Origin of the sequence: Streptacidiphilus jeojiense, from assembly GCF_000719095.1 — a bacterium.
GTDB lineage: Bacteria > Actinomycetota > Actinomycetes > Streptomycetales > Streptomycetaceae > Streptacidiphilus > Streptacidiphilus jeojiensis.
Window position 1 is genome coordinate 198,544 of the sequence record NZ_JOEH01000005.1, and the last position, 17,373, is coordinate 215,916.

Genomic DNA, 17,373 nt, shown 5'->3' on the forward strand with positions numbered 1-17,373 from the left:
GCCCGGAAGTATCCCCGCAATACCGGGCGGAATATGCCCGGTATTCGTCCTAGCCTCGGCAGAGCAGGAGAACCCGACCGGCCCACCAGGAGACCACCATGGACTTCGTATCGATCCGCATCATCACCGACGACGTCGCACGCCTCGTCGACTTCTACGAGCACGCAACCGGCATCCGGGCCGCCTGGTCCACCCCGGACTTCGCCGAGCTCAGCACCGCCTCGGCCACCCTCGCCATCGCCGGCACCCGCACCGTCCCGCTCTTCGCCCCGGACGCCGCCCGCCCGTCCGACAACCACTCGGTGATCATCGAGTTCCTCGTCGACGACGTGGACGCCGTCCACCAGAACCTGACCGTCTCCGTCGAGGAGTTCGTCACCAAGCCCACCACCATGCCCTGGGGCAACCGCTCCCTGCTTCTCCGCGACCCGGACGGCAACCTCGTCAACTTCTTCACCCCGGTCACCCCAGCCGCCATCGCCAAGTTCGCAACACCCTGAGCAGTTTGCCGGGTCGCGCCCCGCCGGCAGCGCAGCGCGCTCCGGGCTGCCCCCGATCAACGGTTCGCAAGACGCTGTCCGGCCTTGTTCGGCAAGCCGCGGATCTCCCTCCAGTACTCCTCCCTCGCGTCGTCGTCGATCTCGACCGGTACCGCTTCCCCGTAGAGGCGGTCCGAGCCGTCCTTCTTCGGTCCGGAGATCCAGTACTCCGCGCCGGACCCGGTGTCGTAGTAGTTGGCCTTGAAGCCGGCGCCCTTGAGGCTCTGGAACGCCCTGCCCTGGTAGTGCAGGGTTCGGCCGGTCTTGGAGAACGTGACCCGGCCGATGCGAGCGGGCCCGGTCAGGCCTCCGGTTTTCGACTCGATGTACATGATCCGGCTCTTCATAGTCCGCCAACGCTACCCAGCGAGACTGTCCTGCGACACCGGGTTTCGATGACACGCTCAGCGGCCCAGCTGACACGGTGTGTCCGACGTCCTGAGCGCTTCGGGACCTGGGCCTTGTCGTGCGTGCGGCGGTCTCAACCAGCCGAAGGTCCGTCAATGCAGTGGTCGTACGCGGCCTTCATCGACGGGTACGACACATCCAGAGCAATGCGATTGCCTGGGGCGTTGTCCTCACACACGAAGCCTCCCGACCCACCGGCGTCCGTCAGGTACAGCACCACCTCGTAGGACGAGATGTGCACCTGCCGGGTAGCCCCCGCTGGGATGCGTCCCAGGCCTTTCTTCTCGGAGCACACGTTGCCCCAGTCGCTCGCGCACCAGAAGACGCGCACAGCGCCGGATGTGTTGTTCGCCAGCGTTATCGGGTCCACGTTCTCCGGGTCTGTCGGGTCGGGATTGCAGCCCTCCAGCGAGAAAACGGACAGGCCCAGCAGCATCAAGGCCACGGCATGCGTAAGGCGGCGACGGCGAAGCAGCTGGGCCACTGACCCTCCGAGATCGTGATGGGAAGCGCACTTCATCGCAGGACTGCCCAGCCGAGACCTGACTTGGGAATCACAGCAATCGACATGGTTGCCGCAGTTCACTGGCGGGGATCGCCCCGATTATGCGATGAACAAGACGGACATCCTCCCTTCCTCGATCTGGCCACAGGTCCGCGAGGCCCGTAGCAGGACAGCCGGGGTGCCCCCCGTCGGAGGCATCGTCCTGGTGGGCGCTGGTCAGATTCTCCCTGGCTGGCCCGAACTTGGTGGGGCCGATGGTGTGATCCTGCGAAATCCGCACCGATACAAGGGCGCAGACATCACCAAGTCGCCAGAGCGACCGATCCCCACGACCAGACACGCGTTCCCACCATGGCTGACCTGCACGCCATGGTCACGGTCCCTGCCGAGATCATGCGCGGCACGACATCCCCGGGGCGTCCAAGGACTCACCTCGCGACCGCGGCAGGACAGTACGCTGAGGCGAGCAGCACCGGAACTTTCGAGCGTCCTCGAAGGAGGTACGCCATGACTGCAGAGATGGTCGTACCTGCATGGATGCACACCCAGATCAGCGCGGAACGGTACGACTCCTGGTCCAATGAGCAGTGCGCCGGCGTTGAGATCGTGGACGGGATGCTCGTCGTGAGACCCGGATCGTCCAAGCGGCACAACCGGTTGGCCCGGACCCTGGCCAATGCCCTGGATGCCGCCGCAGGCCCGGACTGGAACGCCCACACGGACTTCGATGTCCGCCTCCAGGACGTCCCGCTCACCAACCGGCGTCCGGACGTCGTCGTGTACCGCGCCGAGACCATCGACCTCGCACCCACCCGCCCTGAGTATGTGCTCCTGGTGGTCGAGGTCGTTTCGCCGGGCTCGGAGACCACGGACCGGATCGTGAAGGTGGACCAGTACGCCAAGGCCGGCATCCCCTTCTACTGGCGCATCGAGCAGGCTGCCAACGGGGTACCCGTGGTCTACACATACGTCTCGATCCAGCCAGTAGGGCCTACCGGGACGGCGAGATGTTCGCCGGCACGATCAAGGCGGCCGTACCGTTCCCCGTCACGGTCGACCTGGGCACCGTCTGACCGGTCGATCCCACTGCCTCGACATCATCCGCACCGAGAAACGATCAAGGCCCAGGCCCCCAGCTACGTAGCGGTTGGCCTGGGCCCTTGTCGTGCGGGCCGATGCCTCGGCGGGGTGTGCCCTAGGCAAGGCACTCCGCAGAACCGAATCGACGCGCCCCCGGCGGTGGCTCGGAGAACGCTGGTCATCCACAGCACGGTACAAGTGGGCATCCAGTAGTCAAGGGGGCAGTTTTCAAGACCGCCACACCTAAACCGAAGGTTCAACTGGCCCTGACCGGCGCATACACCCCTGCACACAGCTCAATTCAACCCGCGTGGTCCCCTTCTGGCCCCTAAGCGCAGCCAGCCGGTGGCTCCTCCGCGCCCTCTTGTCCATGACGTCCGGCCACCCAAGTCTGCCCTTCACCCACTGCGGACGCGGCCGGCCCCGAACAGGCCCGCAGTGGCATGAGGGGGCATGGTGATCACCCGATACGGTGACCCTGGCCAGTGGGCCTGCCGACGCAGCAGGCCCGGGTCACACGCCGCGGGCCGATCCGCGATCCGCGAGCCCCTCACTGCACCACGAATGTGGCGAAATGATCCGGGCCACTGGGTACTGAAGCCAAGAACTTTCGCCAGGCCGAGGATGCACTATCACCAAGAGCGTCAACATACCATCCATCAAAAGCTGGCTTGAATTCTCCCTCCACTTTTCGCCATAGATCCCCCCCTAGGATCACAAAATCATTCTCTAGAAGAGTATCGAATACTAGATCTAGACAGTCGACAGGGAAGGCGAACTCGGCAGATCCGACACTAGTGAGATCGACCGACCTTTCTCGAACGGACGTCGGCAGCACCGAGAGTAGAGCCTCTTGCCTGGCATGGGCCATTTCTATCCTCCTGGCGTAAATAGGCGGTGATTCACATTTCCATTTTGTTCAATGATCCAATGAAAGAAGCCTTGCTTCCCGTCGTACTCGCCCGGCAGTCGCACATGCATTCTTGGAATACCGTCACCCCCCGACTCGATTGTCGTATTGCGCATGGTGGGTATTGTATCGGCGATTTCAGGAAATCCGTGATAATCTCCCGTCGCCGCCTGCCTCAACACCTTCCCAGTGTACCTTGTGCCTTCGAGTGGATTCCTGTCCAGAATATTCGGATCACCCTCAACGAGATCCGTCGCTGTCCCATTGGAGTCGACAGCGAACCGCGCACCTCCCCCGACTGCTTCTGCGCCGTCCTCAGCTGTCGTAGTGGCCAGGGCGCTGACGTCTGCGACTTCAAGGCCATCGGTAATGGGGTCGAGGCCGCCTTGGGCAATATTGAGGCCGGTGAGGATTACTGCGCCTGCGCCCAACAGGGTCTTCCAGCCGGATCCTGACTGGTGTTCCTGTGCCGCCTTGACTGCCTGTGCGCGCGCTGCGTTTTCTCGTTCGTCGGCGGCGAGACGGTCCTGATAGACCTTGGCTTCGCGGGCTGCGGCGGCCTTGGCGTAGTTGTCGTCGATCATGTAGTGCGCCGGGTTGGCGCGGTAGCGGGCGTAGCTGGTGCGGCTGGCTGCGTCGTGCTTGACGACCTGGGTCCACTTGTAGTGGCCGTTGGTGACGGTGTAGCCGGCCGTCATGCCGCGTTCGGCGGCCCAGGCGTTGTCGGCGCTGGTGCCTCCGTCGGTGGGTCCGAGGGGGCGCAGGCCGCTGGGGTCGGCTTGGCCGATGGGGTTGTCTCGGGTGTAGCTGTAGCCGTTGAGGAGTTGGTCGTCGGTTGCCTCGAAGAGGGGGTCGAGGCTGATGAAGCGTCCGATGGTGGGGTCGTACTGGCGGGCTCCGAGTTGGGTGAGTCCAGTGTTGGCGTCGGCTGGTGCGTTGAGGAAGCCGCGGTTGTCGATCCAGGTGACGGCGGTGCCACGGGTGTCGCCGTAGGGGGTGAACTGGCGCCAGGTGGGGGTCTGGGCGGTGTTGTCCAGGTACAGGCTGCTGGTGCCGTGCTGGTCGGTGACCTCGAAGTAGTAGGCCGCGCCGGTTCCGGTGCGGACCACGGTGCCGCCGCCGGGCAGGGCGAGGTAGCGGACTCCGGTGGTGGTGGTTCCGGTCAGGGTGAGTTGTTCGCCAGGCAGGTACAGGGTGGTGGAGGTGGGGTCCTGCTGGAGCAGGACGTTGCCTTCGGCGTCGTAGATGTAGTTGGTGGTGCCGCTCTTGCCGCCGGCGACCTGGGTGAGTTGGCCGGCGTTGTTCCAGTTGAGGGTCTGGTTGCCGGAGGCGGCGGTGTTGCGGGTGAGGGTGTTGCCGTCCTTGTCGTAGGTGTAACTGGTGGCGGTGGTGCTGGCGCCGCTGGCCTGCGTGCTGGTGAGGGTGTGGGGCTGGCTGGTGCTGTTGCCGTTGTAGGTGTAGCCGGTGGTGGTGTCGGTGCCGCCGGTGGTGGAGTGGTCGACCTGGCTGGTGCGCTGGCCGAGGATGTCGAAGCTCCAGCTGGTCCAGTAGGCGGCGCCGCCGGAGAGCTGGTCGCCCACGGTGGTGTGACTGCTGGTGGTCGGGGTGGCGGCGCAGGAGTCGTTGGCGGTCCAGGCCTGGGTGAGGCGGTCGAGCTGGTCGTACTGGTAGCACTGGGTCTCGGTGGCGCTGGTGGCGCCCATGCGGGTGGAGACCTGCTGGGTGAGGTTGCCGGCCGGGTCGTAGGTGTAGGCCTGTTCGTCGACCGGGGCCGGGGTGGTGGTGCGGCTGGTGAGCTGGTCGGTCAACGCCCCGGTGTGGGGGTCGTAGCCGTTGGTGAGGTAGGCGAGGTTGGTGCCGGAGCCGAGGGTCTCCTGGGCGATCTGGCCGTAGGCGGTGTAGTTGGTCTTCTGGGCGTAGCCGTAACTGGTGTCCGCGAGCCCGGAGGGCAGGTCGAGGGCGGTGCTGTAGGTGTGGGTGACGACCTCGCTGGGGAGACCGCCGCCGAGGGGGTAGTTGTCGGTGGCCAGGAGGCCGGTGGTGGTGCTGTAGGTGTGCTTGAAGGTGTAGGTCTTGCCGCCGAGCGACCCTTGGGCTGCTGGGATCGTCACGGATTCGCCGAGGGACTCGCCGAAGACGTTGAATCCGATTTGCTGGGTGACGTCCTGGTTGCCGCTGTTGTAGGCGGTTTCGGTGGTCACTTGGCCGATGGCGTCGGTGACGCCGGAGACGGCGTTGTCGTTGTCGTAGACCCAGGAGGCGGTTTCGTTGCCGGCGGCCTGGGTTGCCGTGGTGGCGGCGTACTCAGCGGTTTTGCGGTCCAGTTTGTCGTAGGTGTACGAGACGGACTTGCCCAGTGCGTCGGTGGTCTGGGTCAGGTTGCCGTTGGCGTCGTAGACCATGCTGGAGGTGCCGGCGTCAGGGTCCTGCTTGCTGACGGCCTGTCCGAGCAGGTTGTAGCTGGTGGTCCAGGTGCTGCCGGCGCTGGCGGTGGTGGCCTGGTTGCCGTGGCCGTCGTAGCCATAGGCAATCGGGTTGCTGGTGCCCCCCGTGGTGTACCAGGTACCGGTGAAGGTGTTGGCGGGCTTGGTCAGCGTCGGTGCGACGGTGTAGGAGTCGACCTCGGTGGTGCGGCCCATGGGGTCGGTGCGGGTGGTCTTGACGCTGCCGCCGGTCGGAGGGATGACCGTGGTGGAGTCCCCGTTGTAGACCGTGCTGGTTTCCTGCTTGAGCAGGGCGTACTGCTGGGAGTCGTCGACCACGGTGCGGCCCAGGCCGTCGAAGGTGTAGACGTCCTGGTTGGGGATCTGGGAGTCCTGCACCGAGACAAGTGCCAGGGTGGGCACGGCGGTGGAGTCCCAGTAGCTGTTGTTCTTCTTGCGGACCCAGCCGTGGGAGTCGTAGAACGACTCGGTGATCAGGCGGCCGCCCTGCGGCGTGGGTGTCTGGGTCTGGCGGGTGCGGCCCAGGGAGTCCTCGATGGAGACCGAGGTCGCGTAGCCCAGGGAGTCGTTCAGCTTCTGGGTGGTGGTTCCGGACAGCCCGCTCTGGGAGACCGTGTAGGCATTGATCTCGTCCGCCGGTGCGGTGGTGGGACGGTTGTGCAGCCATGTGGAGGTGGCGCGGCCCAGCGCGTCGTACTGGACGGTGCTGGTCAGTGCGTTGGCGTCAGTAGTGGTGAGGATCAGACCGCGGGTGGGGTCGATCGTGGTGCTGGTCTTCTGGTTCTTGGCGTTGGTGGTGCTGGTGCCCGTGGTCAGTCCGACAGCGTTGACGGTGTAGGTGTTGGTGGTCGTGTTGCCCTTGGCGTCGTTGGAGGCCAGGACACGGCCGTAGCTGTCGTACGTGGTCTGGGCCGAGGTCTGCCAGGCGAAGGCGCCACCGGTGTAGTCGGAGGCGGTGCGGATCATGGTGGGATCGCCGACGGTCGGCGCGACGGTCTGCGGGAACGTGGTGGAGAACGCCGGGTCGTCGTAGAAGGTCTGCGTGGCGGCCACGACCTGCGCCGGACGGCTGACCGTGACCGGAGCCGCGAGGGTGTTGAGGGCCTTGGGCACGGAAGGGGTCGAGTTCTCGGTGAACCCGGAGCAGGCGACCGAGTCGGTCTCCTTGGAGGAGACCAGTCCCACCAGGTTGAGCGTGGTGTTGGCGGCTGCGTAGGCGGTGCTGGTGCACTGGTCGTAGGCGCTGGTGGCCGGCACCGTGTGGGTGTAGCTGTAGGTCGGCAGGGCGAAGGTGGCGCTGGTGGTGGCCGCGTCGTAGCTGGTGTCGGTCTCCGTGGTGCGCCAGCCGCTGGTGCCGCCGTCGGTGGTGGCCTGGCGGGTCCAGGTCTCGGCGGGTGCGGTCGCGTTGGCGGTCAGGTCGGGCAGGCCTGCGCGGGTTCGGGTGGCCAGGGGCGCCGAGATCCAGTACGAGATGATCGACGAGTGGTCGATCGGGCCGCCGGTGCCGTTGTAGCTGGTGGTCTCCAGCGGCTGGCCGGCGAGCTGGTCGCTGTCGGTGTGGTTGCCGCCCTGGGAGTCGGTCACCGAGACCGACCGGGTGGAGCTGGAGGACAGCCAGTCGCCGTCCATGCCGCGGTAGTAGGAGGTGACCGCCTCGGTCTTGGGGTCGTTGCTGCCGTCGCCGGTCTGCGTCTCGACGCTGGCGTAGCCGCGGAACTGGCCCCAGGTGCGGTACTTGGCCTTGACGACCTCGTTGTCGTCGTAGTGCCAGGCCGCGCCGCCGTTGTAGGTGTAGTCGGTCTCCTCGGCGACCGCGCCGCCGGTGGTGTCGGTCTGCAGGACCTGGGTGACGGCGTACTTCTGGAACCAGTCGGTGATCGGCGCGGTGTAGTCCTTGGGGGTCCACGACACCGGGTAGCACGACTTGGTGTTGCTGGACGGTGCCGCGGTGCCCACGTACGCGGTGGTGCAGGCGTCGGGCAGGCCGTAGCTGACCGAGGTCACTCCACCGGTCTCGCTGGTGACCGAGGCGATGCGGTAGCGGTACAGGCCGGGGAAGTTGCTGGTGTCGACGCGGTTCTGCAGGTCGATGCCGGTGAACTTCACCGCCGGGAGCTTGATCGGGCTGCTGGAGCCACCGGCGGTGGTGTCGTCGCCCTCATGGGTGATGGAGGACAGCCACAGGGTCGGTGAGGTTCCGTCGCCGGTCGCCGGCTCCGACTGGCCAAGGGTGTAGGTGTCCAGGGCCTGGTACTTGGAGGCGGTGGTGGAGTACTGCTGCACCGTGATCGAGGAAAGCCGCACGGTGGAGAAGTACGAGGGGCTGTACGGCGTGCAGGTGGCACCGGAGGCGCAGACCAGGTCGAAGGGAACGTCCGGGTACTCGCTGGCCGCGGTGGTGGCCGACAACGGGTCGCAGGTGGTGGCGGTGCAGCGGCTGGCAGTGGTGAACACCACCTGGTCGGGGACGGTGCCGTAGGCGCCGCCGGCACGGTAGCCGTAGTCGACACGGGCCAGGTGCGAATCGCGGACGTAGGAGACGTTGTGTGCGCCGTTGTCCTCGCCGTAGTAGTTGGTGTCCTGGTTGTACCAGTAGGACATGGCGTTGCCGTGGGCGTCGGTGACGTAGTCCAGGTGCCAGCGGTAGGCCATGGTGCACACCGAGGAGGTGAACCCGGCCGCGTTGTAGCAGGGGTCACCGGAGTGGGCGGAGTACACCGGCTCCGAGTCGACCGAGTTGGTGGTGGCCTTGCCCGAGGTCCAGCCGGGCAGCTCGTTGCGGCCGAACTGGTAGGTGGTGCCGTTGCGGTCGGTGACGGTCCAGTAGTCGGTGTTGTAGGTGCCGGAGCCGTTGTTGGAGCCGGTGACGTGGGTGACCTTCTCCCCCGCGCCGTCGGCGCCGACCCAGTTGCCTGCGGCGTCCTTCAGCAGTGAGGTGGACGCTCCGTTCAAGGACAGGGTCAGGATCGGACCGTCGTAGCACTGGTCGTTGGTGGCCACCGGGGAGGCGCTGCCCTCGGGGCTGTCCGAGCAGGAGGCGAAGCCCTGTTCGATGAACGAGTCGGGGGTGTCCCAGCCGTCGCCGGCCCACGAGGACTGCGCCTGGGTCGCGGAGGTCTTGCCGTCCACCGATCCGGAGTCGTAGGACAGGGCGACGGTCGGCTTCAGGTCGCCGGAGGCGTCGGCGAGCTGGATGTCGTAGGAGTAGGTGAACGACCCCGAGGAGCCGCTCTGCGCCCAGGAGCCCGAAGGGCTCAGCGAGGTGGCCGAGTAGGTTCCAGCCGCGCCACCGCTGCCGGCGCTGGCCGAGGTCGCGGCCAGGACCGTGTCCGCGCCTGTGGCCACCGCAGTGGTCAGTGCGGCCTTGGTCACGGTTCCATCGGCCCCCTTGGGGGACGCAGGCGCGGGAGTCAGACCGACGGTCGCCGAAAGGTTCTCGGACTTGGTGTCGCGGGTGGTGGCAAGCGGTGTCTGTGTACGGCAGCTCGCCAGCTGCGGGGTGGCCAGCGCGCAGGCCGGCAACTGGACCAGGTGCAGGCGGTCGGCGTAGTTGCCGCCGTAGGCCTGGGCGAAGCTGCTGTAGTTGAGGCCGACCTGGACGTCGCCCTTGCGGCCGTCGGTGGCGCCCACGCTGAAGACGACGCCGGCGATGCCGAGCTTGCTCGCGTCGGCGTGGGGCTGGACGTGGACCGCGACGTTCGTCGGTCCCTGATAGGCGCCCGTTTTCGGGGCTATGCCCTTGGCCCAGACGGGACTTGAGGAGCCATCTGCCGGTGTTGATGCCCCGGGTGTGAGCGGGGACTGGGCGGAGGAGGCTGTCGGCCAGGTCGTGGCACCGGCGCGATAGGCGCGGGTGGTCTGGTCGGTGACCTTGGCCTTCTTCGGCTGCAGGGTGGTCACGCCGCTCACCGGGGTCACCCCGGCGGCCTTGGGCGCGCCGACGTGGGTGGAGGCGATGGCGGGGCCGGTGGCCGCGATCAGCGGGGTGGTCAGTGCCAGGACCGTCAGTGCGCTCAGCCACTGTCGGCGCACTCGCGCGCCGTGCGTGCGCTGCCGGAACCACGCGATTCGGCCCATAGCCAACCCCGCCCTGTCTTTCTGGGTGCCCGATGGGCATGACGAACGAACCAGCTGTTCAGAGCCGGTGCTGCGGCTGTGACTATGGCAGAGGTTCGTCGACAAACGGAACGGACTATTCCGGACATCTCTTCACAAGTGGAGGTAAGAGTTCCGCAAGAGATCCGTCGGCGAACCATTAGAAAAACGGACATTTGCATCCTTAGTGAGCCAGCTGTGGGCCTGCTGACCGTGTCCACTAGCTGTGTCACGCCCCAGGTCAAGCGGCGTTTCCCGATTCACGCCGCCCGCGTGCCGGATCCACAGAACCAGTAAGAGGTGCTCGTCTTGTTGAGACCTGTTCCGCTGCGGCGCGCGTTCGCCGCCAGCCTCGCGGCCGCCCTGAGCGCGGCATCGCTCACCGCCGCCATATCCCCCGCGCACGCGGCGACCGGCGCAGGGGCCGGCACCTCGTCAAAGGTCCTGGTGGACGAGACCACAGCCTCAGCACGTGCGAAGGCGAGCGGAACCAAGGTGGCCGTGGACGCGGCGACCACGCCCACAGAGACCGAAACCGCCAATCCTGACGGCTCGTTCACGCTCAACCAGTCAGCACAGCCGGTGCGCAAGTACACCGGCGGAGCATGGAAGGCACTGGACGCCGACCTGTCGCGCAACAGCGACGGAACCCTCTCCCCGAGCCTGTCGACCACGAACCTGTCTCTGTCCGACGGCGGCAACGGGCCGCTGGCGGTGATGAACGACCACGGGCGCTCCCTGGCGTTGACGCTGCCGTCGTCCATTCCCAGCCTGCCCACCCCCACCGTGTCCGGTGACACCGCCACCTACGCTGCGGTCCTGCCCGGGGTGGACCTGCAGGTCACCGCCGACGACCAGGGCGGCTTCTCCGAGGTCCTGGTCGTCAAGAGCGCTGTCGCAGCAGCCAACCCGGACCTGGCGAGCCTGGACTTCACCGCCCAGAGCAAGGGTGTGGCCCTGGCCACCGACACCGCCGGCAACATCGCCGCCAAGGACTCGCGCGGCTTCACAGTCTTCGCCGCGCCCGCTCCGCGCATGTGGGACTCCGCCACGTCCTCCGCTCCGACGCCGGCCGCCGGCGCGACCGTCAACGATGCGTCGCCGACCTCGACACCGTCAGCATCTGCCCCGGCAGGCTCCTCCGACGGCGCACCGGCCACCTCCAGTGCCGCCGCCCCCGGCCGGGCCGCCCATGTGGCCGGGATCAAGGCCCGCTACCAGTCGGGGAAGATCCAGCTGACCCCCGACGCCTCGATGCTGACCGGCAAGTCGACCGTGTACCCGCTGTACATCGACCCGTCCTACACCGCCGGCGGCGGAACCCTGCAGGCGTGGACGTACGTCCAGTCCTACTACTCAGGAACCAGCTTCTGGAAGAACACCGACGCCGCCGGCCTGGGTGTGGGCTACGAGAGCTGGGAAACGCCTGCTCACCAGACCCGGACGTTCGCCCAGTTGAGTGTGGACGGCCGCCTCAAGGGTGCCCAGGTGCTCTCGTCCACGTTCTACGCGACCGAAATCTTCTCTTATTCGTGTACTGCATCTCCGGTCGAACTCTGGCAGACCGGCGCCATCAGTTCCGCCACCACCTGGGACCACCAGCCGACATGGCAGAGCAAGTTGGACTCCAAGACCGTTGCCCACGGGCAGTCCAGTTCCTGCCCCGCCGCATCCGTGGGTTGGAACACGACTGCGGCCATGCAGAGCGCTGCCAACCAGTCCACTTTCCAGTCCCAGATCACCCTGGGTCTGCGTGCCGGTGACGAGAACGACACGAATGGCTGGAAGCGGTTCGACCATTCGACCATGTCGATGTCGACCACCTTCGACCACAAGCCCGCCGTCCCGACCAACCTGACGACCTCACCCGCCAGCACCTGCACCGGTGGCGTCAAGACTCTCGGCCACGGCGACATCACCCTGGACGCGGGCGTGTCCGACCCGGACGGCGGCACCCTCAGCGCCACCTTCAACATCTTCAAGACGTCCGGCGGCGCCAACATCACTACCCAGACCGTCAGCGCGCCCTCCGGGCACAACGCCGTCTACACCCTCACCGAGGCCAACCTCGACAAATGGCTGGGCACGACATCGACAACCGGAGTCTCCTGGCAGATCTCCTCGGTCACTGACGGAACCTACCCAGTCGGCCCCTCCAAGACCTGCGCCTTCACCTACGATCCCACCAGCCCCGGTGCTCCGACCGTGAACGACTCGTCGGGCAAGGACTGCAACGACCCCACGTCACCGGTGACCTACCAGGTCGGCACCCCGGCCACCTTCACCGTCGTCGCGAACGCCAAGGGAAGCACCCCCGCCAGCTACCTCTACCAGCTCAACGCCGGCGCCCCCCTGTCCACCAGCGGCTCCATCACCCTCACCCCCACCCGCGGCACCAACGTGCTGACCGTCACCTCGGTCTCCTCCGGCGGCAATATCGGCCAGACCCGCACGTGCTACATCTACGCAGCGCCACTGACCACCCCGGCAGCCGACGGTGACCTCAACGGCGACGGCACCGCGGACCTGACCGTGGTCGGCGGACAGGCCAACCTGCCCCCCGGTCTGTGGCTGGCCAACGGACGTAACAGCACCCAGATCGCCACCGCCGCAACCCAGATCGGCCCGGACGGCCCCGGCCTCAACACCGCCGGCACCGCGAGCGACTGGAACGGCACCCAGGCCATCACCGGCCACTTCAACACCGGCAACGGCTTCAACGACGTCGTCGACTACAACCCGAGCACCGGCTACGGCTTCCTCCTGGACGGCAACGGAGACGGCTCAGCCTTCACCACACCCACCTCCGACAACTCGAGCAATCTCTCCAACACCCCATTCAGCGACGCCGCCGGCGACAAGGCCACGAGCGTCGCCAATGGCGGAGGCCTGTACAACACCCTCAACGGGAACCCGACAACCGGTTACGCCGACCTACTGCTGGTGCTGAACGGGCACCTGCTCGACGAGGCCTCCGACCCTGCCGCAGGCGCCTTCGCCGGCCCCGACAACGCCTTGGACCTCGGAGCGACCAACCCGGCAGGCACCGGTGACTGGACCGGCTGGACACTGACCACCACCCAGATCGGCGGCCTGCCCGCTCTGTTCGCTCGCGACGCCAGCGGCAGCAACGACGGCCTGTACTACTACAGCCCCGGCGACCTGCAGCAGCTCGCCTACGGCACCGCCGTCACCGCGCTCAAGGCAGCGAGCGGTGACTGGTCCACCGCCGCAGCACCCGTGCTCCAGGCTGCCGACCTCAACGGCGACGGAACCCCCGACCTGCGCAAGGTCGACTCCACCGGCCACGTCACCGCTTACCTGTTCAACGGCACCGCCCTGACTGCACAGGCCGCCCAGACGCTCAGCAGCGCCACCCACAACTGGTCGCTCGCCGACTACGACGCCAGCAAGCTCACCGCAAGCGACGCCACCACCTCCACAGCGCTCGCACTGACCGGCACCGCGGGCGTAACCGCCAACACCGGTGACCTGTTCGACCCCGACGTCGCCCTCGATGCGAGCAAGTCCGGCTACCTGCACACCACCGGCAAAGCCGTGGATCTGACGCAGAGCTTCACCGTGTCCGTCTGGGCCAAGCCCACCAGCTACAGCACCTCCATCCTGTCCCAGGATGGAGCGGCCAACTCCGGCTTCAGCCTGTCCGCCGGTGCCAGCGGCTGGGGCTTCGCCCTGAACACCGGTAACGGCGCAGCCTGGAGTTTCGACTCCATCGGCGGCGGCACCGTCCAACTCGGTGCCTGGACCCACCTGACCGCGACGTACACCAAGCTCAGCGCGAGCGCCGGGGTCATGAACCTCTACGTCGACGACATCTTCGTCGCCACCGGCACCCACACCGCCCCGTCAACAGGTGCTACCGGCAACTTCACGCTCGGCTCGGACCTCCACAACTCGACCCGCGGCGACTTCTACGACGGTCAACTCGCCGATGCCCAGGCCTGGAACGGCAGTGCCCTGGCCCCCAGCCAGCCCTACACCCCCGGCAGCTACCACCAGGCCGTAACGCCCACCCGCATCCTGGACACCCGCACGGCCAGCGGCCTGACCTACGCCCACGGCGTCACCGCCGGCACCAGCACTGTGCCCGGAGAATCCACCTTCCCCCTGCAGATCAGCGGTGACACCGTCGCCCCGTCCACCAGGGAAGCCCCCACCAAGATCCCTGCCTCCGTCACGGCCGTCGCCATCGACGTCACCGCCGTCAACGAGACCGACTCAGGGTTCGTGACCGCCTACGCCGACGGAACCCAGCGCCCCATCACCTCGTCCACCAACTTCGCCGCGAACACCACAGTCACCGGCTACCAGATCGTCCCCGTGGGCCCGGACGGCAAGATCGACCTGTTCACCCACGGCAACACCACCGACACCGCAGCCCTGATCGTCGACGTCACCGGATACTTCACCACCGATGCGGGGCTGACGGGTGACCAGACGTACACCCCCCTGTCCACCGCGACCCGGGCACTGGACACCCGCAGCAGCACCGCCAACACCACCGGGCTCAGTGCCACCGGCACCGTGCCGGCCAACACCACGTTCACCCTCAAGATCGATGGCTTGACCGGAGTTCCGGCCAACGCCACCGCTGTGGCGGCCAACCTCACCACGGCGAGCGCCACGGGCTCCGGCTACCTCCAGGCCTACGCCACCGGAGCCGCTCCCACAGCCGACACCAGCCTGACCTACGACACCTCCAGCGCCCTGTCCTCCATGTCGGCGGACATCCCCATCGGCACGAACGGAACCATCAGCATCCACAACGCTGGGAGTGCCACAGCGATCCTGGTCGACATCTCGGGCTACTACACCACCGGCACCACCGGTGGGCAGACCTACCACGCGGTCAACCCCACCCGCCTCGTCGACACCCGCAACGGCACCGGCGCATCCGGCGTCGCCCCGCTCGCCGCCACCGGCCCCGGCGCGACCTACACGGTCAGCGCCTCCGACACCCAGCAGGTGACCACGGCCACCACCCCCACCCTGGTCACCATGCTGACCGCAACCAACACCGGCACCGGCGGCTACCTCACCGCCTACTCCGGAACCACCCCGCCCATCACCTCAAACGTCAACTTCTCCGCCAGCGACACCATCGCCAACCTCGCCCTGACCCCCACCGACTCCTCCGACCAGATCAACATCACCAACCACAGCACCGGCACCACCGACCTCATCGTCGACTGCAGCGGCTACTTCAACTGACACCCCATCACCAACGGGCGGTCCCAGGGCTGGGCATCCAGCCCTGGGACGCCGTTCCCGACCCACCTCACATCCATATCGGCACATGACGCCCGGCTCCCGGGCGTATGAGCGCCATACTCCCGGAGCCCGCGATGCATATCCGTCCCCTGGCCGTCTCCACCGTCCTGGCCCTGACCGGGGCCGGGCTGACCCTGGCCAACCCCGTAGCCTTCGCTGCCGGCAGCACCCTGTACGTCAGCATGGCCAATGACTGCTCCGACACCGGCCCGGCCACCGCCGCCGAGCCCTTGTGCAGCATCCAGGTCGCTGCCGACCGGGCCGAGCCCGGGGACACCGTGCAGATCGGCCCCGACTACCTCAGCCGCACCCCCGTCGTACTGACCCACTCCGGCACACCGGACGCGCCGATCACCTTCACCACCACATCGTTCGCGGACATCGAGGCGAGCAGCGGTCCGTCGCTGACCATCTCCGGCGCGCACGACATCGTCGTCGACGGCAAGATCGGCCTCTACAACACGGGGACCGCACTGTCGATCACCGACTCCAACCGGATCACCATCCAGCGCGGCAGCATCGGATCGCCCAGCGCCACCTTCACCGCCACCCAGCCGGCCGTGGCCCTGTCCGGTTCCACCGGCCAGGTCACTCTCACCCGCGAAACGATCGCCCAGGCCAGCCGGGACCAGGTCAGCATCGGCGCCGGCGTCAGCGGCACCGTGCTGAGCGACGACGCGATTAGCGACCCCTTCGCCGGATCTGCCGTGACCGCCACCGACGCGCCGGGCACCGTCCTGGTCAACGACACCGTGCTGGACTCCTGCGCCGACGCGATCCACCTGGCCGGCACCTCAACCGGCTCCACGATGAAGAACAACATCGTCAACACCGCCACAGCCGGCTCCTACTGCGCCCCCACCACCGACACCGCCCAGATCAGCGTGGACGCCGCCGCAACTGACGGCACCGCCTTGGACTACAACCTGGTCCACTCCGCCACCACCGGCACCGCCTACGCAACCGCCCCCTACCAATGGGCCGGAACCGCGTACAGCGACCCCGCATCCCTCAACACCGCCACTACCCAGGGCGCGCACGACCTGGAAGCCGACCCCCTCCTTAACGGCTACGCCCCCACCGAGGGCTCGCCCGCCATCGACTCCGCCGACGCCGCCGCGGCTCCCGCCCTGGACCTGCGCGGCCTCGCCCGAGTCGACGACCCTTTGGTGACCAACACCGGCACCGGCACCGGTTACACGGACCGCGGCGCCTACGAGGCCCAGAACCCGCTGACATTCACCAGCGTTGACCTGACTCCGGCCAAGGGCCCCTACCCGCTGAACGTCACCGCCACGGCCGCCGTGAAGAACCCCTGGAACGTCGCGATCACCTACACCTTCGACTTCGGCGACGGCTCCACCCCGGTCACCAGCGACAGTCCCACCGCAACGCACACCTACACCGCCGCAACCCCCAAGGGCGGCGACACCATCATCGTGACCGCAACCAGCCCTGGCGGCGCGTCACGCAAATACGTCCTCGCGGCTCCCACAGTGACCGCTCCGGCCCCGCTCGTCCCGCACCTGACGGTGACTCACTCCCCGGCCACCCCGTACACCTACACCGCCGACACCAGCGGCTCCACCGACGCCTGGCAGATCACCGACACCCGCACCGACTTCGGCGACGGCACCCCGGTCACCGACACCGCCACCCCCGGCCCCCTTACCCACGCCTACACAACCCCCGGCCGCCGCACCGTCACCGTCACCGAGACCGACTACACCGGCGCCACCGCCACCACCACCCAGCAGATCACCGTCGGCAGCTCCTACGTCCCCGACGGACCGGTGCGCATCCTGGACACCCGCAACGGCACCGGCGCCACCAAGGCCATCGTCCCGGCCGGCGGCACCCTCAACCTCAAGGTCACCGGCGCCCACGGCGTCCCCGCCACCGGCGTCACCGCCGTGGTCCTCAACCTCACCGCCACCACCCCCACCGCCGCGGGCTACACCACCGCCCACCCCGGCGGCACCGCCACCCCCACCGCCTCCAACCTCAACTACACCCGCGGCCAGACCGTCGCCAACCAGGTCACCGTCCCCGTCGCCGCCGACGGCACCATCGCCCTCACCGCCAGCCCCGGCGCAGCCG

Annotated in this window: 7 protein-coding genes and 1 pseudogene; 4 read left to right on the plus strand and 4 right to left on the minus strand. The window is 67.4% G+C overall.

Going from position 1 to position 17,373, the window contains the following annotated elements; genetic code table 11:
* The first annotated feature begins 98 nt into the window (after nucleotides 1-98).
* On the plus strand, nucleotides 99-500 hold the full coding sequence (locus IF29_RS0108510; RefSeq protein ID WP_030251846.1) for a VOC family protein: 402 nt from the start codon (nucleotides 99-101) through the stop codon (nucleotides 498-500).
* 56 nt (nucleotides 501-556) lie between these two features.
* Here the strand turns inward: IF29_RS0108510 and IF29_RS0108515 are convergent, their stop codons facing one another.
* Together IF29_RS0108515 and IF29_RS0108520 are read right to left on the minus strand one after the other, a co-directional pair.
* Nucleotides 557-871 carry a 1-deoxy-D-xylulose-5-phosphate synthase gene (locus tag IF29_RS0108515; protein WP_157623652.1) on the minus strand — a complete coding sequence of 105 codons (315 nt, stop codon included), beginning with the start codon at nucleotides 869-871 and terminating at the stop codon, nucleotides 557-559.
* A gap of 149 nt (nucleotides 872-1,020) precedes the next feature.
* Entirely contained in the window at nucleotides 1,021-1,431 is a 411-nt protein-coding gene (locus IF29_RS0108520; RefSeq protein ID WP_030251850.1) for a hypothetical protein, read from the minus strand.
* A 528-nt stretch (nucleotides 1,432-1,959) separates the two neighbouring features.
* Here IF29_RS0108520 and IF29_RS41675 point away from each other — a divergent pair.
* A pseudogene (locus IF29_RS41675) lies at nucleotides 1,960-2,525 on the plus strand (Uma2 family endonuclease).
* A gap of 557 nt (nucleotides 2,526-3,082) precedes the next feature.
* Here IF29_RS41675 and imm40 read toward each other — a convergent pair.
* Nucleotides 3,083-3,403 (minus strand): Imm40 family immunity protein, encoded by a 321-nt coding sequence (gene imm40, locus IF29_RS48930; RefSeq protein WP_157623653.1) that lies wholly within the window; start codon nucleotides 3,401-3,403, stop codon nucleotides 3,083-3,085.
* Nucleotides 3,404-3,405: 2 nt separating this feature from the next.
* Nucleotides 3,406-9,963, minus strand: a complete 6,558-nt coding sequence (locus tag IF29_RS0108530; protein ID WP_157623654.1) for an RHS repeat-associated core domain-containing protein — start codon at nucleotides 9,961-9,963, stop codon at nucleotides 3,406-3,408.
* A gap of 330 nt (nucleotides 9,964-10,293) precedes the next feature.
* On the opposite strand from IF29_RS0108530, the gene IF29_RS48465 reads away from it, so the two are divergent.
* Nucleotides 10,294-15,213, plus strand: coding sequence for a beta strand repeat-containing protein (locus tag IF29_RS48465; protein ID WP_030251855.1), 4,920 nt, complete (start codon nucleotides 10,294-10,296; stop codon nucleotides 15,211-15,213).
* Between the two features lie 134 nt (nucleotides 15,214-15,347).
* Nucleotides 15,348-17,373: right-handed parallel beta-helix repeat-containing protein (locus tag IF29_RS0108540; protein ID WP_030251858.1), on the plus strand; the 2,026-nt coding region annotated here is incomplete at its 3' end.

Bases quoted from the DNA above. Each gene is read 5' to 3' on its own strand.
- IF29_RS0108510 (WP_030251846.1), top strand. From the start codon at position 99: ATGGACTTCGTATCGATCCGCATCATCACCGACGACGTCGCACGCCTC.
- IF29_RS0108515 (WP_157623652.1), bottom strand. From the start codon at position 871: ATGTACATCGAGTCGAAAACCGGAGGCCTGACCGGGCCCGCTCGCATC.
- imm40 (WP_157623653.1), bottom strand. From the start codon at position 3,403: ATGGCCCATGCCAGGCAAGAGGCTCTACTCTCGGTGCTGCCGACGTCC.
- IF29_RS0108530 (WP_157623654.1), bottom strand. From the start codon at position 9,963: ATGGGCCGAATCGCGTGGTTCCGGCAGCGCACGCACGGCGCGCGAGTG.